Origin of the sequence: Sphingorhabdus sp. (assembly GCF_035329025.1) — a bacterium.
Lineage (GTDB): Bacteria > Pseudomonadota > Alphaproteobacteria > Sphingomonadales > Sphingomonadaceae > Sphingorhabdus_B.
The window spans coordinates 1-20455 of record NZ_DAOLHN010000033.1 but is presented as its reverse complement, the minus strand read 5'-3'; the positions used below and the strand labels follow the sequence as shown (position 1 = coordinate 20455).

Sequence of the window (20455 nt, the reverse complement as noted above, 5' to 3'; positions counted from 1 at the left end):
CAAATAGTCCTATCGCGTCGGATAGTTGGGGGCTTCCCTTGTGATCGTCACATCATGGACATGGCTTTCGCGCAGACCAGCGTTTGTAATCTGCACAAAGCGCGCCTGTTCTTGCAGGTCGGCAATCGTCGCCGCGCCGGTATAGCCCATCGCCGCCTTGATCCCTCCCACGAGCTGGTGGATGACGTCCGAGGCCGGCCCCTTATAAGGAACTTGGCCCTCAATGCCCTCGGGCACCAGCTTCAGTTGATCCTTAATGTCCTGCTGGAAATAGCGGTCAGCCGATCCGCGCGCCATTGCGCCGACCGATCCCATGCCGCGATAGCTCTTATAGGCACGTCCTTGATAGAGGAAAGTTTCGCCGGGGGCCTCTTCGGTACCGGCGAGTAACGAACCGACCATCACGCTCGATGCACCGGCCGCCAAAGCCTTTGCCAGATCGCCCGAAGTGCGCAGTCCGCCATCGGCGATGACGGGTATGCCCGACTTGGCGGCTTCCTCTGCCGAATCCATAACGGCGGTCAATTGCGGAACGCCTACGCCCGCAACAACGCGCGTGGTGCAGATCGAACCCGGACCAATGCCAACCTTCACGCCATCCGCACCCGCATCGATCAACGCACGCGTGGCCTCCGCCGTCGCAACATTGCCAGCGATTACCTGCACCTTGCTCGACATTTTCTTGATTTCGGCAACCGCAGCCGAGACCATCTTGCTATGGCCATGCGCTGTATCGACGATGATCACATCGCACTCGGCGTCAACCAGCGCACGGGTACGCTCGATGCCCTTGTCGCCAACCGTGGTGGCCGCCGCAACGCGCAAGCGCCCCGTCGCATCTTTGGTCGCATCGGGATAGGTTACCGCCTTTTCGATATCCTTGACGGTGATCAGCCCGACGCAATGGAAAGCATTGTCGACGACCAGCAGTTTTTCGATGCGGCGCTGGTGCAACAAGCGTCGCGCCTCTTCCTGCGAAACACCCGCCTGCACTGTCGCCAGATTATCACGGGTCATCAACTCGGACACCGGCTGCATCGGGTTTTCGGCGAAGCGAACATCTCGGTTGGTCAATATGCCTACCAGCTTGCCGCTCGCTTCCACCACGGGGATTCCCGAAATGCGGTTTTCCGCCATCAGCAGTTGTGCATCGGCCAGCGTCGCATCGGGCGCTATCGTGATCGGATTGACCACCATGCCCGATTCATAACGCTTCACCTGACGGACTGCCGCAGCCTGCTCCTCGATCGACAGGTTGCGGTGCAGAACGCCGATACCGCCCAATTGCGCCATCACAATCGCCATGCGCGCTTCGGTGACAGTATCCATCGCCGACGACATGATCGGAATGTTGAGTGTGATGCTGGGCGTAATCCGGGTGCGGGTATCGGCTTGGCTGGGCAATATGTCCGATGCGCAAGGCTGCAACAGCACATCGTCGAAGGTCAGGCCGAGGCGGATTTTATCGGATTTCATGGTGCCACTTTGCTTTGTCTGGGTGTCGAGTCGTGGCGGCCCATGTAAACAGTCGACCGGTTATTCGCCAGTCCCCTTCTCGGCCTTTTTCGGCTTATACTTGCGGGTATCGGCAAAATAGCGGCCAAGCTCGACATGCAGGTCGGCATCTTCAGCAGCGCCACCCAGTTGGAGCGTGTCGACGACCTCATCATTGGGGCCATGATAGTCGGTCTTCAAAAAAGCTTCCAGCTTGCCCAGATCGGCAAAGGAGCCGCCCACCATCAGCGCCGGTACATTTTTCTCGGTCAGCGCCCAGCCGTCCTGCCGCTGCAAGAAGGCATTCGCATCGGTGGAGAGTTCGATTTTGCGTTTTAATTTGCGCGCTACGGCTTCGATGTCGTCGTCCAGATCGGTTTTACCGCGTCCGATAATCGCCACCTTGGCTCCTTTTGGCGCAATGGCGACGGTATCAACGTTCAAAACAACCTTGATCTGGTCCAAGGCAACGGCCGGATCGGCTGCAAAAGCACGGGCTCCGATCAGTCCATATTCCTCGGCTGTCGTCCCGATAAAATAGATGTCCCGATCAAATTTCGCTTTACCCAGACGCTTGGCCACTTCGGTCAACACCGCTATGCCACTCGCATTGTCCACCGCTCCGTTGCAGATGCGGTCTTCGTCGCCTTCTGGCCTGCACACACCAAAATGGTCCCAATGCCCCATGAACACAACCGCGCCGCTATCTGGCTTGCGACCTGCGAACTTGCCTATGATGTTGTTGCTGCGAATGGGCTCCACATCGCTCAGCACATTTAGGTCTACCGTCAGCCCGAGCGATTGACCAGCATAGTCCGTCGACCGCGCGGCTGTGCGAAGCTTGTCCCAGTCGCCGCCCGCGGCCGTCACCAAAGCGACCATATATTGTGGACTGACCACGCCTTCGACGTCGGCGCGCTTGTCACGAGCGGCCCAGCTGATCGGGCGCGACAAAATCGCCCTGCGATAAAGGGGAAAATCAAACTGCTCGCCAGATATGGAAACAACACCCGCAGCACCGGCATCAACCAATGCCAAACGGCGGTTGCGCGAAGCTTTCATTTCCGATGGCAGGAATTCGGCATCATCGGCCAGAAGGAACGCCAGCTTGCCTTTTACATCAGCAACCACTTTGCCCTGCGCATTGACGCCATGGCCGACGAACAGGACTGGCAGCCTGTCCGCCCGATATTCCGCTTCCTTGCCAACCACAAGGATGTCATCGCTGACGATTCGCAGCTTTTCACCCTTTGCGAAAAACTGGACAGTGGCTTGCTTGGGCCCGCGCCGGACAAGATCAACCGGCTGATACCAGCTGCCGTCGCGTGCGGCGGGTTTGAGCCCTGCCTTTGTCCATTGGTTTTCCAGATAGGCGAGGGTCTTGCGCTCACCCTCGGTTCCCGGACCTCGGCCTTCGAATTCATCCGAAGCCAATATTTCTACATGCTTGCGCAATTCAGCCTCTGTGACCGGCTTGGCAACAGCCGATCCAATATATCCGAAGGCCAGAAAAATTGAGAGGGTCAGACGTGCGCGCATATGCGCAGATAAGCTAACTGCCTGTCGCGTGTCGAGCACGTTCTATCGTCCGGCGCGCTTCTTCGACATGCATGGACTCGATCATCTTGCCCTTGTGTCGCTGCGCGCCGCCGGTGGAGGCCGCAATCAGTTCCTCCGCTTCAGCAATTTCCGCCGCACTTGGCCCGAAGGCGGCATTTGCTATCGCCACCTGATTGGGATGGATCAGTGTCTTTCCGGTAAAGCCATAACAGCGCCCCTGCGCGCATTCGACCTCGAGTCCGCTCATATCGTCGAGCTTGTTGTTGACCCCGTCAAAGGCTGGCTTCCCCGCTGCCGCGCCCGCGAGGACAATCATCTGCAGTGCCAGTTCCAGCCCTTCGCGGTTCGGGCCGGGGCGGATGCCCGTATCGGCGCAGATATCGTTGACGCCAGCGATCAAGCCCGCAACCGCCTTATGCGCCGCAATCTCGCGTGCATTGTACAGACCCAACGGCCCCTCAATCATCGCAAGCACCGGATTGGGCAAGCGCGCCACCACTGGATCAAGTGCTGCTGCCGCCTCCACCTTAGGCAGCACGAAACAGTCCGCCAGCGACATTTCCGCCGCCGATATGTCCGCAGCCAGTTCGACACTGTCCAACCCGTTGAGCCGGATCGCCACCAGCTTGCCCGGAAAGCCCTTCGCAACTTCCTCCACGGCTGCGGCACGCGCTTCGGCCTTGTTTTCGGCGGGCACCGAATCCTCCAGATCGATAATCAGCATATCGACATCCAGCCCCCTCGCCTTTTCCAGCGCGCGGGCATTGATCGCAGGCACATAAAGCGCGGTGCGCACCAATTTCAGCTTTTCGACCAATGTCATAGTGCAGCACTCCCATCCGATTTCACTTGGCAAGTCATCGCATATTTGGGAGATTGCCCACAGTCAAACAGGAGGTAGGACATGGAAACCTTTGTAATCGTTTTGCTGGTGCTGGCAGTGATATTCCTGATGATGGGGATCACCGTCGTGCGGCAGGGCCATGTCTATACGGTCGAACGCTTCGGCCGCTTTACCCATGCCGCGCATCCTGGGTTCAACTTCATCGTACCGTTCGTCGATCGCGTCGGGCGCAAGATAAACATGATGGAACAGGTGCTCGATATTCCGGGGCAGGAAATCATCACCAAGGATAATGCGATGGTCGGCGTCGACGCCGTCGTCTTCTTCCAGGTGCTCGATGCCGCCAAGGCCGCCTATGAAGTTTCCGACCTTTATGTCGCGATCATGCAGATCACCACTACCAACCTGCGCACGGTGATGGGCTCGATGGACCTCGACGAGACACTCTCCAAACGCGACGATATCAACGGCCGCCTGCTCGGCGTGGTCGATCATGCGACCAGCCCGTGGGGCGTGAAGATCACCCGCGTAGAAGTAAAGGACATCCGCCCGCCAGCCGACATTTCCAACGCCATGGCCCGCCAGATGAAGGCAGAGCGTGAGAAGCGCGCACAAATATTGGAGGCCGAAGGCCTGCGTGCTGCGGAAATCCTGCGCGCCGAAGGCGAAAAGCAGGGCGCGATCCTGCAAGCTGAAGGACGCCGCGAAGCCGCCTTCCGCGATGCCGAAGCGCGCGAGCGTGAGGCAGAGGCTGAGGCAAAGGCGACCACAATGGTATCAGACGCGATTGCCTCATCGGGCACACAAGCTCTCAACTACTTCATCGCGCAAAAATATACCGACGCGATCAGCCAGTTTGCCACCTCACCCAATGCAAAAACCATATTGTTCCCGGTTGAGGCTACACAGTTGATCGGCACGCTGGGCGGCATTGGCGAACTCGCCAAGGACGCGCTGGCAAGTGAAAAGGGCAAGTGAGATGACAGAATGGCTCGCATCATTGGAACCGCACTGGTTCTGGCTGTCGGTGGGCGTCGCGCTTGGCGTGGTAGAGATGCTCGCGCCCGGATTTTTCCTGATGTGGCTCGGCGTCGCCGCGATCATCGTCGGCCTGATCGCCTGGGTGCTGCCGATTTCGATACCTCTGCAGGTCGCGCTGTTCGCGGTAATTTCGGTGCTGACCGTCTATGCCGGAAAGCGCTTCCTGAAAGACAATCCCATCCAGTCCGAAGACCCCGCCCTCAACGATCGCGGTGCCAGACTGACCGGCGAAGTAGTGACAGTGATCGAGGCGATTGCTGACGGTCGTGGCCGGGTGAAAGTCGGCGACAGTGAGTGGAATGCACGGGGCGCGGATGCACCGGCGGGCGCGAAGGTGCGCGTCACCGGTGCAGAAGGCGCCGTGCTGAAAGTGGAACCGGTAGTCTGACTTAGCGTGCCATTTTCCCGGCCATGCCGATAATGTCATCAAGCGGGTTGCCGTCGCCGTCCAGATCGAGCAGCGAGCCGAGCCCGCCAAGGCCGCCCGCAGGCGCCGCTTGCTGACCGCCGCCCAGAGCTCCGCCAAGGACATTGCCGAGCATCCCGCCAAGGCCACCGCCTCCGGACGACTGACCGCCGCCCAATACGCTGCCGATCAGTCCACCGAGTCCGCCGCCTTGCTCGCCACCAGCCTGCTTGGCCATGTAACCAGCAACAATCATTGCAAGCATCGGCAGCATTTGTTTCAGTAAAGTCGAATCAATGCCGGTCTGCTGCGATGCATGTCCGGCAACCGATCGGCTGACATCTTTGGAACCAAATATCTGCCCAAGTACGTCATTACCCTTTTCGATCGGTGTCGGCTCGGGCGAAAGCACACTGTCGAGTAATCCGCCCCCGCCGAGCTGGCCGAGTATGCCGCCAAGCCCTTCAAGCCCGCTGGGCTGCGCCTGAGCTGTCTTCTTGAATCCGCCAAGGATAGCAGGCAGCAAGGCCTCTGCCCCGGTCTGGGCGATCTGTTCATTAACGCCTAATTGCTGTGCAATCGAACCTATCGCGCCCGACTGTTTCAGAATTTCCATCATGTCCATGTCGCACTCTCCTGAACTGTAACCTGAGTGCAATGTCGCAGCAGAAATCGAAAAGCGGTAGCGAAATCCTGCACTCGGTCGCCATTTTACAATTTAGTTTCGGTTTATGCTCCCTATTTTCGCAGAATCGACATATCGTGGTGCAATCCAGAACCGACTTTGAAGGAAGGATTTAACGATGAGCATTTTCGGCAAGATCAAGGACGCCATTTTCGGCAAGAAGGCAGTCGCCGCTACACCTGCGCCTGAAGCGCCCGTTGTTGCTGCGCCGGTCGAAGCCGCCCCTGTCGCAATCAGCGAAGTCGATGTCATTGCCCATCTCGAAGAAATTGACGCCAATGACGGCCGCAACCTCAACTGGCGCAGCTCGATTGTCGACCTGATGAAGATGCTCGGCATGGAAAGCTCGCTGCAGGAGCGCAAGGATCTGGCGATGGAACTGGGCTATACCTGCGAACTCGAAGGCAGCGCCGAAATGAACATCTGGCTGCACAAAGCCGTGTTGCGCGAACTCGCAGCCAATGGCGGCAAAGTGCCTGCCGACATGCTCGACTGAGCTATTGTTCACTGTAGAATGAAAAGGGCGCCCGCTGCGGCGCCTTTTTCATATGTGCGGGGTATCGAGTAAATCGGGCGGTACCAGCTCTCGTCGTGCGCGGATCGAAAACAGCACGTCCTTGCTGTAAAAGCGCAACGGCCAGTCGCGCTTACCCCTCATGCTCCGCAACAGCAGATTGACCGAATCCAGCAGGTCAAGCTCGGCCTGTTCGGCGTTGTGCGCTTTGACCGTCGAAATGTAGAATTGCGTCAGCGTTTCATGATAGCCTTGGGCATCGTCATTCACCCCGCCTACGCTTTCATTATAGCTGCGGATGATATCAGGTAGTTGCTGCTCGAGCCTGATATCGCTGCGTTCGCGCAGCAGCCACAGGCAGGCGGCAAGATGCGCCTCGTGCGTCCATTCCGCGCGCGGTAAATTGCACGCGAGCAGCCCCTCACCTACCCGGCGAATGGCCGCTTCATCATCAAATGTGCGAACTTCGAAATCGGCCATTTCCGGACTTTCTTTGTGCGCCCGGAAAGACCGAACGGCTTATGCGGCCTTTGGCGCCGCCTCCCTTACGCCAGCATCGACATGTTGTTCAAACTGTTCAAAATTGTCGATGAAAGCCTGTACCAATTTCTGAGCTGTAGCGTCATAAGCCGCCTTGTCTGACCATGCTTCGCGCGGATCAAGGATTTTGCTGTCGACGCCAGGCACCGCGATCGGGAATTCGAAGCCGAAATTCGGATCCTTGCGGAACTCGGCATCGTTCAAGCTGCCATCGAGCGCCGCGTTAAGCAAAGCGCGCGTAGCCTTGATCGGCATGCGCTTGATGCCCCGATCAGTGGCCTTGCCACCCGTCCATCCGGTGTTGACCAGCCAGCAGGTAACACCGCCCTTGGCGATGCGCTCTTTCAGCAAATTGCCATAGACGCTGGGGTGACGCGGCATGAAAGGAGCGCCAAAGCAGGTCGAGAAGGTTGCGGTTGGCTCAGTCACGCCGATTTCGGTGCCCGCAACGCGTGCAGTGTAGCCGGAGAGGAAGTGGTACATCGCCTGATCAGGCGTCAAACGCGCGATCGGGGGCAGCACGCCATAGGCATCAGCCGTCAGCATGATGATATTCTTCGGAACCGGCCCCAAATTGTCTTTCGACGCATTGGGGATGAAATCGATCGGATAGGAACCGCGGCTGTTTTCCGCGAGGCTGTTATCGTTGAAATCGATCTCGCGGGTTTCAGTGTTCATGACAACATTTTCGAGCACGGTGCCAAAGCGCTTCGTCGTGGCGAAAATTTCAGGCTCTGCTTCGGGCGAGAGGTTGATCATCTTTGCATAGCAGCCGCCTTCAAAATTGAAGACTGCGGTATCTGACCAGCCATGTTCATCGTCACCGATCAGCGTGCGGCTGGCATCGGCCGAAAGTGTGGTCTTGCCGGTACCCGAAAGACCGAAAAAGACAGCGGTATCGCCGTTGGGCCCGATATTGGCCGAGCAGTGCATCGGCATCACGCCTTGCTCGGGCAGCAGATAATTGAGGATGCCGAATACCGACTTCTTCATTTCACCTGCATAGGCCGTGCCGCCGATCAGGATCAGTTTTTCGGTGAAGTTGACCGCAATCACGGTCTCGCTGCGGCAACCATGGCGGACCGGGTCGGCGCGGAAGCTGGGCAAGTCAATGATCGTATATTCGGGTACCAGATCGGCCAGTTCGTCCGCATCGGGACGCACGAGAAGCGTGCGGATGAACAGATTGTGCCAAGCCAGTTCGTTGATCACACGCACATTGACGCGATATTCAGGCTGCGAGCCGCCGAACAGGTCGGCGACGTACAACTTTTCCTTGGCAGCCAGCGCTGCAATAAAATCTTCCTTCAGCGCGGCGAAATGCGCAGGGTCCATTGCGACATTGGTCTTACCCCAATGGATGCTGTTTTCGGTTGTGGCATCACGGACAATGAATTTGTCCGATGCAGAGCGGCCGGTGTGTTTGCCCGTTTGCACGACCAATGGGCCGTCTTTCGCCAACTGCCCCTCGCCATTGGCCAGTGCCGATTCGACCAGATGCGCCGTTCCGAGATTCCAGAAAATCTTGGCAGGAGTTACAATGCCTTGTTTTTCAAGCGAGAAGTTCGGCGATACGGACACGATGGCTTCCTTTATGCGAGGTCTGTGCATAGGTATGCACGGGGAATGCAGCGGCCCCTAACCTACCACTGACTTTTCGTCAAACCATCGGCGGCGCAAATTTACCCAAAGAAATTTGTCACACCCTGCAACATTGGCTTTTCCGCTTGGCATTGAAGGTTCAGTTTTGCCTTCTTATAAGCGCGACGATGTCCGCAACTATTGCCCTTGTCGACGACGACCGCAACATACTGACCTCAGTCTCAATCGCCATGCAGGCGGAAGGCTATGTCACGCGCCTCTACCCCGATGGCGAGGCCGCGCTGAAAGCCCTGATCGAAAACCCAGCCGACCTTGGCATTTTTGACATCAAGATGCCTCGAATGGACGGGCTCGAATTGCTGCGTCGCCTGCGTGAAAAAACCGATATGCCGGTCATTTTCCTCACTTCGAAGGACGAAGAACTGGATGAAGCGCTCGGTTTGGCAATGGGAGCGGACGATTATATCACCAAGCCTTTCTCGCAGCGTTTGTTGGTCGCCAGAGTTAAAGCGATACTGCGTCGGACTGCTGTTCGAAGCCGTCCCATTGAAGAGGAAAACCGAGACGAACCCGAGCCGCTGCTGCGCGGCGACCTGGAAATGGATCCCGCACGCCACCACGTTAAGTGGAAAGGCAAACCAGTTACCCTGACCGTCACCGAATTCATGATATTGGAGGCACTGGCTACCAGACCAGGCGTAGTGCGCACACGCAGTCAGTTAATGGATATCGCCTATCAAGACGATATCTATGTGGATGATCGTACGATCGATAGCCATATAAAGCGGCTCCGTCGCAAGTTCCGGGAAATTGACCCCGAATTTTCCGCCATCGATACTCTTTATGGCGCTGGATACCGTTTTGCAGACGCCTGATACAGATCGTTTCCAGCTGCGCTGGAGCCGCAAATTGTCGCTCACATCGCGCATATTGGCGGTAAACCTTTTTGCACTCGCTTTGATGGCAAGCGGGCTTTTCTTCCTCGACAGCTATCGGACCCGGCTGGTTGCAGAACGGCAAGCGGCGGCAGAAACGCAAGTCAAATTGTTGGCAACAAGTCTGGCAGCAATGTCTGACGAAGCAGATGCCGCAACGCTCGCCAATTTCGCCAGGACCGAAAAACTGCGCGTGCGGCTTTATGGGGCAGATGGCGCCAAAACTTATGATAGCAATTCTAGGACTGGGCCGACCTTTCAGCTTATCGATCCGGCAAAAGAGCCCTGGCGCAAGACGGCTGCCCGTTGGATGGACCGGGGATTCGATTTTATCGTCCTAGCACCAAATCTTGAACAGTATCGCGAGCCCTCTAACGACGTCGGTTCAGCTTGGCCCGAATTGGCTGGGATTAAAGTCAACCAGAGCACATCGCTTGTTCGCTTCGCTCCTGATCTGACTCATGTCGTGACCGCAGCTACGCTGTTGCCAGATGGTCAAACACGGATACTGACAACCGGCAACCCGCGTGATGTTCGCGCACTTGTGCGGGCCGAAAGGTTCAGCATCGGCATATTCATGTTGGCAGTATTGGCTATTTCAATCTTGCTCTCGCTGTTTCTTGCCCGAACCATCGTAAGGCCCCTGCAATATCTCGCCCGTGCCGCTGTCCGCGTTAGGCTCGGCCGATCACCCGATGTAACCATACCCCGCATGCCCTCACGACGGGATGAAATCGGCATGCTTGCCCGGGCTTTGTCGGATATGAGCAGCGCATTGCGTCAGCGCATCGATGCGACCGAGGCCTTTGCGGCAGACGTAGCTCATGAAATCAAAAACCCCCTCGCCTCCCTGCGTTCTGCGCTCGATGGCATCGACAATGTCGAAAAGCCGGAGCTTCGCGCGCAATTGATGGCGGTTGCGCATGCTGATGTACAACGGATGGACCGGTTGATCAGCGACATTTCCGATGCCAGCCGGATCGACGCACAACTTGCCAAAGCCAATTTCGAGCCAATCGACATGAGCGACATGATCGAGCAATTGCTGGAAACACGCGAAAGCCGTGGCGCCGACGGCACCGTCCGCATAGCTTTTGCTCGCCCGCGCAAGGGCATAACCGTAATCATGGGTGAGGATATCCGGATCGAACGAGTGCTTACAAATCTGCTCGATAATGCTGTCTCTTTCTCGCCGCCCGACGGTGTAGTCGAAATTTCGGCAACGCGAAGCGATGACGAAGTTATTGTTCGCATCAGCGACCAGGGCCCCGGTATTCCACCAAATGAACGCGAAACCGTGTTCCGCCGTTTCCATAGCGCCCGTCCTGAAAGCGAGGGCTTTGGCAAGCATAGCGGCCTCGGTCTTGCCATTGCGAGAACGATTATCGAAGGCCATCATGGCAGCATCAGCGTCGATGATCGTGACGATGGCTTGCAGGGCGCTTGTTTCCGTATCAGTCTGCCCGTGCCGCAGCCGGTCGAACCGGCGCAATGAGGAACTCAGCAACCTTGATCCACGCGACTGCGGTCGCGATCAATGGTCAGGCTATTCTGCTGATGGGTGCTTCGGGAAGTGGAAAATCGGATCTGGCAATTCGCCTGATTGATCGCGGCGCGGTTTTGGTTTCAGACGACTATTGCGACATTGTGGAAGGCGCTGATGGCCCTGAAGTTCACGCCAAGTCAGGCATTTCGGGAAAAATCGAAGTGCGTGGCGTGGGAATTTGCGAATGTGATCATATACCGAGTGCGCCGCTCGCCATGGCACTAAGACTCGATAGCCTCCCCGAACGCCTTCCATTTGACAATGATCGGATCGAATTGGCGGGTTGGTCCGTTCCTTCCTCCGCTTTAGCACCTTTCGAGACATCGGCACCGCTCAAAGTCGAACTGCTCCTTCGCCGCTTGGTTGACGCGGGGCAGCGTCCGATGCGATTGGAAACATCAGGTTACAATCGGGGGACAGCATGAACAGAAGCGGCACGAACAAGATCATGCTGGTCACCGGTCTTTCGGGCGCCGGCAAATCCACCGTTTTGAACACGCTGGAGGATCTGGGCTGGGAGGCGGTCGACAATTTTCCGATTCGTTTAGCCAAATCGCTGCTCGACCTTCCACCTGCCGAAGCCCAGATTGAAGCTGGAATGCCGCTAGCCATAGGATTCGACAGTCGCACGCGCGGGTTCGAACCCGCCAAGCTTATTGCGGAAATCAAGCTGCTCCAGCAACGTACCGACATAGAAATCATGACGCTGTTCCTCGATTGCGCGGGTGCCGAAATCGAACGGCGTTATGCCGAAACGCGGCGGCGGCATCCATTGGCGCAGGATAGGCCGGCGATTGATGGAATTGCCCAGGAACGGGCTTTGATGGAGCCACTGCGCGATTGGTCAGACCTCGTTATCGATACTAGCCGAATGACCGCAAGCGATCTACAGGCCGAAATCCGTAACCGTTTCCGGCTGCCCGACGGCAAGATGACGGTGTCGCTGGTCAGCTTCGGGTTTTCCCGCGGTGTGCCGCCAAATGCCGACCTGATTTTCGATCTACGATTCTTAAAGAATCCGCATTGGGATTCCGAATTGCGTCCGATGACGGGGCTTGACCAAGCCGTTGGCGACTATGTGGCTTCCGACGCGGCTTTCCAGGGCGCGTTTGATCGTATCGCGGATCTGCTCCGTTACCTGCTGCCGCTCTATGACGCACAGGGCAAAGCATATGTCACCATCGCCTTTGGTTGCACCGGTGGGCGCCATCGATCGGTATTCGTAACCGAAAAATTCGCCCGGTTGCTGCGCGAGGATGGCTATTCGCCCAGCGTAAAACATCGCAATCTGCATTCAAGGCCAGTTGACGCGCTCGAATGGCAAGGTAATCAGGCGCGCCCCATGTATAATGACTGAAAGACAATTGGGGTTTCAATCAGGGATATGGTAGCGGGATTCGCATGATCGGACTGGTTTTGGTGACCCACGGGACATTGGCGAGCGAATTTGTCGTCGCGATGGAGCATGTCGTTGGCCCGCAGAAACAAATAGCCACCATCTGCATCGGCCCGCGCGACGATATGGAATCGCGTCGCAGGGAGATATCGCAGGCGATCAATGAGGTCGACAGTGGCGACGGGGTCATCATCCTGTCCGACCTGTTTGGCGGCACACCTTCCAACCTCGCTATCTCCTTGCTCGAAGTCGGCAAGGTCGAGGTCATCGCGGGCGTCAACCTGCCCATGCTGATCCGCCTTGAAAGTGCGCGCAAGAATATGAGCGTTTCGGATGCGGTACTGGCAGCGCGCGATGCAGGGCGAAAATATATCAGCGTGGCCTCCGAGTTGCTGGAGGCATCCAGGTGAGCCGGGTCAGCCGCACACTCACCATCGTCAACCAAAAAGGCCTTCATGCGCGTGCGAGCGCTAAATTTGTTACTTTTGTCAGTCGCTTACCAGAAGGACTCAAGGTTCAAGTTGAAAAGGACGGGCAGTTAGTGACCGGAACCTCGATCATGGGCCTGATGATGCTGGGTGCCGCAAAGGGCAGCGAAATCACCTTGCACGTAGAGGGTGACGGATCGGATATGGCACTGGAAAAACTCGCCGGCCTGGTCACCGACGGCTTCGGCGAAGATTGATCCGATGCGCCGGGAAATTACCGGATTTTCCAATCCGCTGATCAAGCGGGTAAGATCACTGCGCGAAAAGAAACATCGCAAACGCGAAGGGCTGTTCCTGGCGGAAGGGCTTCGCATTTTGACAGAAGCACGCGAGGCGGGATTCCTGCCCGAAATGCTGTTCCGCTGCACTGATCGCGATGCCCATAGCCTTGAAATCGCGCTTGAGGGCGAAGTACTGGCGGCAGGCGGCGATGTGATTGAAACGAGCGCCGATATTCTTTCCAAGCTGTCGGGTAAGGATAACCCACAGACCGTCATCGGCGTGTTTCGGGAAACCGCGACGCCGCTCGAATCGCTCGACCGGAACAACGCGCAGATCTGGCTGGTGGCGCAGGCGATGCGTGATCCGGGCAATTTGGGCACGATGCTGCGGACGGGTGATGCGGTTGGGGCTGGCGGACTGATCCTGCTCGACGACTGCACAGATCCCTTCTCCGTCGAAGCCGTGCGCGCAAGCATGGGGGCGATTTTTACCCAGAAGCTGGTGCAGTGCCGCTGGGAGGAATTCCTGCCCTGGTTGCGCAGCGGTACCGGGCAATTGGTGGGCACCAGCTTGCAGACCGATATCGACTATCAGGAAGGCCGCTACGCTGCGCCTTGCTTCATCCTGACCGGCAATGAAGCGCAGGGTCTGCCGGAGAGTTACGAAGCCGAGTGCGACCTGCTCGTCAAGATGCCAATGCTGGGCAAGGCGGATAGCTTGAATGCTGCGGTGGCGACTGCGGTGATGGCCTATGAGGTGCTGAACCAGTTTAGGCGCGGCTGAACCGCCTCACTTTTCGTTCGACGCGATCGATCCCTGCTCGGCCTCGCTACCATAGCGAGGCAATGCCTCGATTTCCGGCACATCCTCAAGGTCGCGCTTTCCGGTTTCGATATTGAGCTCGGCAAATTTGCGGCCTGTGCTCATCACATTGCGTTCAAAACTGCCGACAAATTTATTATAGTTGTTGACGGCTGAAGACAGGCCGGAACCAACCGATTTCAAATGCCCTGCAGCAACGGCAATCCTGTCATACATTTCCTTGCCCAGCGCACCAATCTGCTTGGCCTCGCGCGCCAGCCCTTCCTGTCGCCATACACTTGCGACAGTGCGCGCAATCGCCACCAGATTGGTGGGCGTCGCCAGCAATACCCGCTTTTCAAAGGCATGATCCCACAGTGTCGGATCATGTTCGAGTGCAGCGGCGAGGAAATGCTCGCCGGGCACGAACATGATCACATAATCGGGCGCGTCGTCGAACTGGTCCCAATAGGCTTTGCGCGCCAGCCCTTCGATATGATTCTTCATTGAGGCGGTATGCCGCGACATCGCGATTTGCCGCGCGTCATCGTCATCGGCGTTGAAGCCATCCTGATAGTCGTTCAACGAAACCTTGGCGTCGATAACCAGACTACGTCCGCCGGGGATGCTTATGATGGCATCTGGTCGCAAACGCCCATCCTCAAATGTCACACTCGCCTCGGTTACAAAATCGACATGCTCTGAAAGGCCACAGCTTTCGAGGACATTTTTAAGCTGCTGCTCACCCCAGCGCCCGCGCGCCTTGGGGGCGTTGCGCAGCGAATTGACCAAGCGCGCAGCCTCGCTCTGTACCCGCTCCTGCCCTGCCCGCATCTGATCGATCAGGCCGGTAAGAGCGCCATAGGCCTCGGTACGCTCCTTCTCGATCTTGCCGACCTGCTCCTCATAGGCCTTCAATCGCTCCCCGACCGGCGCGAGCAATTGCTTCAAACGCTCTTCATTCTTCTCGCCCGCCTGATGGAAACGCTCGTCGGCGCGTTGCAAAAAGGCCTGCTGCGCTTCGCCGAGCAGCTTCTGCCCGATTTCGCCGAATTGGGAAGAGAGCAAATCTTTGGCTTCAGACAGCGCCTTCAACTGCTCGTCAAACCCGCGTTCGCGTTCCTCGAGCGAGGTTTCGAGCCTTGCCAGCCGATCCTTGGCCGCATCGCGTTCAACCACTACTTCGTCGAGCATGGCCCGCAATTGCAAGGTCGTTTCCGTACCTGCACGCGCCGCTTTACCGCCCATGAGCCAGCCAAGGCCAAGCCCTGCGAGCAGAGCAGCGACGACTACGAAAATGACAATCAACGGTTCCAAATCAAGCTCCAACAAAAGGAACGAATATGGAACATAGGCCGTAGCCGCGGCGCGTCAAGCGCTTTGCGCTGCAGCCCCGCGCGTTCGCTTCACTTTGGCGTAACTGACTACGCTCAGTGGGATCAGCCCTGCATAGACCAGACTTGCCGCAATCAACGCAACCCAGGGCGCTGAAATCAAAGCCGCGGCAAACAGCCCCACACCTGCCAGCGCCAGAAAGCGGAAGGAACGGCGGATACGAATCGACGACCAGCTGAAGGTTGCTACATTTGAAATCATCAAGGCCGCGCAGAGCAGCATCCACGGCCCAATGAGCCGATAGTCACGCGCCCATTCGGCACCAGTTTCGAGCCAGATTGTAAGTGGTAGCAGAGCCAACCCTGCGCCAGCAGGCGAAGGCACACCGGTATTGAATCCGGCGGATTTGTGCGGCTGATCATCGGCGTCGATCCGCGCGTTGAACCGCGCCAGCCGAAGCGCTGCACACAGCACAAAGAACAGGCAAATCGTCCAGCCGAAACGCGGCATATGCTGCAACGCCCAGCTATAGATGATCAACGAGGGAGTCGCCCCAAAGGCTATGACGTCGGATAGTGAGTCCAGTTCCGCACCGAAGCGGCTTTCGCCCTTCAGCATGCGGGCAATGCGGCCATCCATTGCATCCAATACGCCAGCGACAACCACGGACAGCAGGGCAGCATCCCAGATACCTTGCATGGCAAACCAGACGCCCGACAGGCCCGTGCACAATGCCATGGCTGTCACCGCATTTGGCGCGAGGGCGCGCAACGATATTCCCGGGCGAGGATTGCTATCGGTCATGATGCTGATGTCGTCTGCCGACTTTCGCCTGTCAATGGGCGATTGCGCGTAGATCCTGATCAACGCCGATTTCGGCGAGGATCGTTTCACCGGCGATGCAGCGTTGGCCTTTGATGATTCGCGGCGCGGTTCCGTGGGGCAGATAGACGTCAACCCGACTGCCAAAGCGGATCAGACCCACACGCTGTCCCGCGGCAACGACATCGCCTTCCTTCACAAAGGCAACGATGCGACGGGCGACAAGACCTGCAATCTGCGTGAAACCAATGCGCACACCGTCGGGGCGTTCGATCAGAAAATGCTGGCGCTCATTCTCTTCGCTCGCCTTATCCAGATCGGCGTTGAGGAATTTGCCCGCAATATAGGCAACGCGCTTGATCGTGCCCCTTATCGGCGTGCGATTAACGTGCACATCGAACACGCTCATGAAAATCGAGACGCGCGTCATCGGCTGATCGCCCAGCCCTGCCGGACCGGCGAGTTCCGGCGGCGGCAACACCTTTTCAATCAGCGTCACAAGACCATCGGCGGGCGAAACGATGAAACGATCATCAATCGGCGTTGCGCGGGCGGGATCACGGAAGAAAGCCAGAGTCCAGATGGTGATGCCAGCCATCGGCCAGGCGAGCGTTTCCCATGCCATGAAGGCAAAGATCGCCGTCACCGTCGCAGCGATGAGACCGAATTTGCGCCCTTCGGGATGAACCGGGGGAAAAGACCATTTTGCGACCCCGGTGCCCCGGTTTGTCAGTTCTTGCTTTGTCATTGTGCGCGCCTTCTAGGGCGAGAGGCGCGATGTTACAACTGTTAGCTGCGTACCAGCGTCCGGCGCAAGATTGTCGACAATCTGTTGACAATGCCCGATGCGCCCGCCAGCATTCCATCCATGCAATCCACATCGCTAAACCCAAATTCGACCAAGCCTTCAGCGGCAGAAATTGCCCGCACGGTAATCGAAGCGCTCGAAGCAGGCGAATTTGCCCCGGGCCAACGCATGGTCGAAGCCGATTTGTGCCTTCGTTTCGGTGTTGGCAGGCAGATTATTCGCGAAGCACTGCACCATCTGAACGCTTATGGTGTTGTCGCGCTAGAGCCTAACCGCGGCGCGCACATCATTCACGTAACGCGCGAACAAGCGGTGATGACGCTTGAACTGACTGAGCTTCTCTTCGGGTTGGTGTCACGCAGCGCTGCCCGACGCATCGCTGCCGGCTGCGATGCATCGCGTCTGTCGGGCGCAATCGAAGAACTTCTCGTCTCGGCACAATCCGACAACCCGGCCGACTATATGCGCGCGCGCCGTCATTTATTTGCCGCGCTGTCACACATTGCCGGCAACCCGGAATTGAGCCGGATCATGGAACAGGTCCGTGTCCATGTGATGCGCGCCCAATTCGGTTTTGCCGCATTCAAATCAGGCCATGCGCACGAATTGGCTGAGATTGGGCGGACTGTGCTGGCCGGAAATTCAGAAACCGCGGAGGAAATGAGCCGGACATATGTCCGCCGGATCCGCGAATTCCTGCAACAGATATAGAAATACGGAGAGAGGAAAAGCCATGGACTATGATCTTATCATTCGGAACGGCCTGATAGTGGACGGCAGCGGCAAGCCAGCTTTTTCAGGTGATGTAGGCGTCCGCGATGGAAAGATTGTGGCAGTCGGCACAGTCGATGGTGATGCCGCAAACGAGATTGACGCAGGCGGCAAGCTGGTCACGCCCGGCTTTGTCGACATCCACACCCATTTTGACGGTCAGGCGACTTGGGAAAACCGCATGGCGCCATCATCGAATCATGGCGTCACCACCGTGCTTATGGGGAATTGCGGCGTCGGCTTTGCGCCATGTCGCCCGCACCAGCGCGACATGCTGGTCAAGCTGATGGAAGGCGTCGAGGATATTCCAGAAGTCGTGATGGTCGATGGCCTGCCCTGGAACTGGGAGACCTTCCCCGATTATTTGAACGCGCTGGAACAACGCGAATTGGATGTTGATGTGGCAACCCAAGTTCCACATTCGGCGGTGCGCATCTTCGTGATGGGCGAACGCGCCGCAAGGCATGAACCTCCGACAGCAGACGATCTGGCGCAAATGCGGGCATTGGTGAAGGAAGCGATCGAGGCAGGTGCTTTTGGCGTAACCACATCACGCAACATAATGCACCGGACACGCGCCGGCGAGCTTGCCCCCAGCCTTTATTCCGAATTTGACGAGCTTTGCGCGCTGATGGACGGGCTGGTCGAAGCCAAGGCAGGCGTTTTCCAGATGATCCCTGCCCCCGCAAACGATGCGGAGGAAGAGTTTGCGCTGCTGCGTGGACTGGCCGAGCATGGCAAGCGCCCGGTTTCGTTCACATTGCTCGACGTTCCCGGCCAACCCGGCGCCGGCTGGCGGTCAATGCTGCGCGGGCTGGAGAAGGCCCGGCAGGACGGCCTGCAGATGCGCGGTCAGGTTGCGCCTCGGCCGGTAGGTATGTTCTACGGCCTTGACCTCAGCCTGCATCCGTTCAGCTCGCACCCAAGCTATAAGAGCATCGCGGGACTGCCGCTGGCGGAGCGGGTTGCGAAAATGCGCGATCCGGAATTCCGCGCGCAGTTGCTGTCTGAAACCCCCGAAGACAGCAATCCCGTGACGCTTACGCTGATCAACGCCTTCCGCGCCACGAATGAATGGGAAGATGGTCGTCCGAACTACGAACCCAATCGCGCCAATAGCATGGAAGCGCGCGCGCAGGCAGCAGGGCAAAGCGTCGAGGAATTTGCTTATGACAGGCTGCTGCAGGACGAAGGCCGTCGGATGTTCTACCTGCCTGCGGCCAATTACACGGAGGGCAATCTTTCCGCCGTACGTGAAATGCTTGGCCATCCGGATACCGTCATGGCGCTTGCCGATGGCGGTGCGCATTACGGCCTGATCTGCGATTCCAGCTTCCCGACCTATTATCTGCAACGCTGGGCACGCGATGCCGCCGAAAATGAGCGCATCGATTTGCCGCTGGCAGTCGCCGAGTTGACCTCGAAAACGGCAGCGACCGTCGGTTTGACCGACCGCGGGCTGATTGCGCCGGGAATGAAGGCCGATCTCAATGTGATTGATTTCGACGCCTTGCAACTGCGAGTTCCGGAAATCGTCTATGACCTTCCGGCTGGCGGCAAGCGGATGCTGCAAAAGGTCGATGGCATCACCGCGACGATCGTCAACGGAAAGGTCACTTATCGCAATGGTGAGCCCACTGGCGAACTGCCCGGAAGGCTCGTTCGCCGCACCGCGATGGAGCTTGCCGCCTGAACATCGGCTGATGCTTTAGTTTGGTGGCCAATCGCCTGCCGCACAGGCAGTTGATTGGTCGTCAAACTTTGCTATGGCGCAGGCGCAAACAAAAGAGAATCCCCAAAGGAAAGCAGCTTCGTCATGGCAAAAATCAAGGTGAAAAACCCCGTCGTCGAACTCGATGGCGACGAAATGACCCGGATCATCTGGGAATGGATCCGCGAACGCCTGATACTGCCCTATCTCGACATCGACCTGAAATATTATGATCTGGGCGTCGAAGCCCGCGATGCGACCGACGACAAAATCACCGTCGATGCGGCGAATGCGATCAAGCAATATGGCGTCGGCGTCAAATGTGCGACGATCACGCCCGACGAAGCCCGTGTCGAGGAATTCAACCTCAAGAAAATGTGGAAGTCGCCCAATGGCACCATCCGCAACATCTTAGGCGGCGTCGTATTCCGCGAACCGATCGTGATCGAAAACGTCCCCCGCCTGATCCCTGGCTGGACCGATCCTATTGTTGTCGGTCGCCATGCCTTTGGCGATCAATATCGCGCAACCGACACGCTCATCCCCGGTCCGGGCACGCTGCGTCTCGTCTTTGACGGCGATGATGGCGAAAAACTGGACCTCGAAGTCTTCAAATTCCCGAGCAGCGGCGTCGCAATGGCGATGTACAACCTCGATGACTCGATCCGCGACTTCGCGCGCGCCTCGCTCAACTATGGCCTCAACCTTGGTTGGCCGGTGTATCTTTCGACGAAGAACACCATCCTCAAGGCCTATGACGGCCGCTTCAAGGATCTGTTCCAGGAAATCTTTGAAACCGAAGGCTTCAAGGAAAAATTCGCCGCCGCGGGTATTGTTTACGAACACCGCCTGATCGACGACATGGTGGCATCTGCGCTTAAGTGGAGCGGCAAGTTCGTCTGGGCTTGCAAAAATTATGATGGCGACGTCCAGT

At 57.6% G+C, this 20455-nt stretch carries 22 protein-coding genes; 13 read left to right on the top strand and 9 right to left on the bottom strand.

Translation table 11 applies throughout. From position 1 onward, the window contains the following. Nucleotides 1-9: 9 nt before the first annotated feature. The 3 genes from guaB to PKC81_RS10385 are packed head-to-tail and all read right to left on the bottom strand — an operon-like array spanning nucleotide 10 to nucleotide 3877. Nucleotides 10-1476, bottom strand: coding sequence for an IMP dehydrogenase (gene guaB / locus PKC81_RS10395; RefSeq protein ID WP_324335789.1), 1467 nt, complete (start codon nucleotides 1474-1476; stop codon nucleotides 10-12). Between the two features lie 60 nt (nucleotides 1477-1536). Further along, nucleotides 1537-3033 (bottom strand): M28 family peptidase, encoded by a 1497-nt coding sequence (locus PKC81_RS10390; protein ID WP_324335787.1) that lies wholly within the window; start codon nucleotides 3031-3033, stop codon nucleotides 1537-1539. A gap of 13 nt (nucleotides 3034-3046) precedes the next feature. Beyond that, entirely contained in the window at nucleotides 3047-3877 is an 831-nt protein-coding gene (locus PKC81_RS10385) for a CoA ester lyase (RefSeq protein ID WP_324335785.1), read from the bottom strand. An 81-nt stretch (nucleotides 3878-3958) separates the two neighbouring features. Between PKC81_RS10385 and PKC81_RS10380 the strand changes: the two genes are divergently transcribed. Beyond that, a complete protein-coding gene (locus tag PKC81_RS10380) occupies nucleotides 3959-4876 on the top strand; it encodes an SPFH domain-containing protein (RefSeq protein WP_324335783.1) in 918 nt (305 codons plus the stop codon). Nucleotide 4877: 1 nt separating this feature from the next. Further along, the gene (locus PKC81_RS10375) at nucleotides 4878-5327 is read left to right on the top strand and encodes an NfeD family protein (protein WP_324335781.1); all 450 of its coding nucleotides are present in this window, start codon (nucleotides 4878-4880) and stop codon (nucleotides 5325-5327) included. Nucleotide 5328: 1 nt separating this feature from the next. Here PKC81_RS10375 and PKC81_RS10370 read toward each other — a convergent pair whose 3' ends face one another. After that, nucleotides 5329-5970 carry a DUF937 domain-containing protein gene (locus PKC81_RS10370; protein WP_324335779.1) on the bottom strand — a complete coding sequence of 214 codons (642 nt, stop codon included), beginning with the start codon at nucleotides 5968-5970 and terminating at the stop codon, nucleotides 5329-5331. A 178-nt stretch (nucleotides 5971-6148) separates the two neighbouring features. Between PKC81_RS10370 and PKC81_RS10365 the strand changes: the two genes are divergently transcribed. Continuing rightward, nucleotides 6149-6526 carry a DUF3597 domain-containing protein gene (locus PKC81_RS10365; RefSeq protein ID WP_324335777.1) on the top strand — a complete coding sequence of 126 codons (378 nt, stop codon included), beginning with the start codon at nucleotides 6149-6151 and terminating at the stop codon, nucleotides 6524-6526. Nucleotides 6527-6574: 48 nt separating this feature from the next. Here the strand turns inward: PKC81_RS10365 and PKC81_RS10360 are convergent, their stop codons facing one another. Both PKC81_RS10360 and PKC81_RS10355 read right to left on the bottom strand, forming a co-directional pair. Then, the gene (locus PKC81_RS10360; RefSeq protein WP_324335775.1) at nucleotides 6575-7024 is read right to left on the bottom strand and encodes a hypothetical protein; all 450 of its coding nucleotides are present in this window, start codon (nucleotides 7022-7024) and stop codon (nucleotides 6575-6577) included. A 39-nt stretch (nucleotides 7025-7063) separates the two neighbouring features. Continuing rightward, a complete protein-coding gene (locus PKC81_RS10355) occupies nucleotides 7064-8695 on the bottom strand; it encodes a phosphoenolpyruvate carboxykinase (RefSeq protein WP_324335773.1) in 1632 nt (543 codons plus the stop codon). A gap of 158 nt (nucleotides 8696-8853) precedes the next feature. Here PKC81_RS10355 and PKC81_RS10350 point away from each other — a divergent pair, with 158 nt between their 5' ends. From PKC81_RS10350 to PKC81_RS10320, 7 genes are read left to right on the top strand one after another with little or no spacing between them, the layout of a single operon-like run. Beyond that, nucleotides 8854-9561, top strand: coding sequence for a response regulator transcription factor (locus PKC81_RS10350; RefSeq protein WP_324335771.1), 708 nt, complete (start codon nucleotides 8854-8856; stop codon nucleotides 9559-9561). Then, nucleotides 9530-11116, top strand: coding sequence for an ATP-binding protein (locus PKC81_RS10345; protein WP_324335769.1), 1587 nt, complete (start codon nucleotides 9530-9532; stop codon nucleotides 11114-11116). Before PKC81_RS10350 ends, PKC81_RS10345 begins: the two co-directional genes overlap by 32 nt. After that, nucleotides 11113-11592 carry an aldolase gene (locus PKC81_RS10340; protein ID WP_324335767.1) on the top strand — a complete coding sequence of 160 codons (480 nt, stop codon included), beginning with the start codon at nucleotides 11113-11115 and terminating at the stop codon, nucleotides 11590-11592. Before PKC81_RS10345 ends, PKC81_RS10340 begins: the two co-directional genes overlap by 4 nt. Further along, nucleotides 11589-12524 (top strand): RNase adapter RapZ, encoded by a 936-nt coding sequence (gene rapZ, locus PKC81_RS10335; protein WP_324335765.1) that lies wholly within the window; start codon nucleotides 11589-11591, stop codon nucleotides 12522-12524. Before PKC81_RS10340 ends, rapZ begins: the two co-directional genes overlap by 4 nt. 44 nt (nucleotides 12525-12568) lie before the next feature. Then, entirely contained in the window at nucleotides 12569-12973 is a 405-nt protein-coding gene (locus tag PKC81_RS10330; protein ID WP_298599784.1) for a PTS sugar transporter subunit IIA, read from the top strand. Next, complete coding sequence (locus PKC81_RS10325; RefSeq protein ID WP_324335761.1) at nucleotides 12970-13248, top strand: HPr family phosphocarrier protein; 279 nt, start codon at nucleotides 12970-12972, stop codon at nucleotides 13246-13248. Before PKC81_RS10330 ends, PKC81_RS10325 begins: the two co-directional genes overlap by 4 nt. Before the next feature lie 4 nt (nucleotides 13249-13252). Continuing rightward, complete coding sequence (locus tag PKC81_RS10320) at nucleotides 13253-14056, top strand: RNA methyltransferase (RefSeq protein ID WP_324335759.1); 804 nt, start codon at nucleotides 13253-13255, stop codon at nucleotides 14054-14056. 6 nt (nucleotides 14057-14062) lie between these two features. Here PKC81_RS10320 and rmuC read toward each other — a convergent pair whose 3' ends face one another. From rmuC to PKC81_RS10305, 3 genes are read right to left on the bottom strand one after another with little or no spacing between them, the layout of a single operon-like run. Next, complete coding sequence (gene rmuC / locus PKC81_RS10315) at nucleotides 14063-15391, bottom strand: DNA recombination protein RmuC (RefSeq protein WP_324335757.1); 1329 nt, start codon at nucleotides 15389-15391, stop codon at nucleotides 14063-14065. Between the two features lie 54 nt (nucleotides 15392-15445). Continuing rightward, nucleotides 15446-16213: a phosphatidylcholine/phosphatidylserine synthase gene (locus PKC81_RS10310; protein WP_324335755.1), complete on the bottom strand. Its 768-nt coding sequence runs from the start codon at nucleotides 16211-16213 to the stop codon at nucleotides 15446-15448. Nucleotides 16214-16244: 31 nt separating this feature from the next. Then, complete coding sequence (locus PKC81_RS10305) at nucleotides 16245-16979, bottom strand: phosphatidylserine decarboxylase (RefSeq protein WP_324335753.1); 735 nt, start codon at nucleotides 16977-16979, stop codon at nucleotides 16245-16247. A gap of 120 nt (nucleotides 16980-17099) precedes the next feature. On the opposite strand from PKC81_RS10305, the gene PKC81_RS10300 reads away from it, so the two are divergent. From PKC81_RS10300 to PKC81_RS10290, 3 genes are all read left to right on the top strand, one after another. Further along, a complete protein-coding gene (locus PKC81_RS10300; RefSeq protein WP_324335751.1) occupies nucleotides 17100-17750 on the top strand; it encodes a GntR family transcriptional regulator in 651 nt (216 codons plus the stop codon). Nucleotides 17751-17772: 22 nt separating this feature from the next. Continuing rightward, the gene (locus PKC81_RS10295) at nucleotides 17773-19503 is read left to right on the top strand and encodes an amidohydrolase family protein (protein WP_324335749.1); all 1731 of its coding nucleotides are present in this window, start codon (nucleotides 17773-17775) and stop codon (nucleotides 19501-19503) included. A gap of 123 nt (nucleotides 19504-19626) precedes the next feature. After that, on the top strand, nucleotides 19627-20455 hold an 829-nt coding region (locus tag PKC81_RS10290; RefSeq protein ID WP_324335748.1), incomplete at its 3' end, for an NADP-dependent isocitrate dehydrogenase.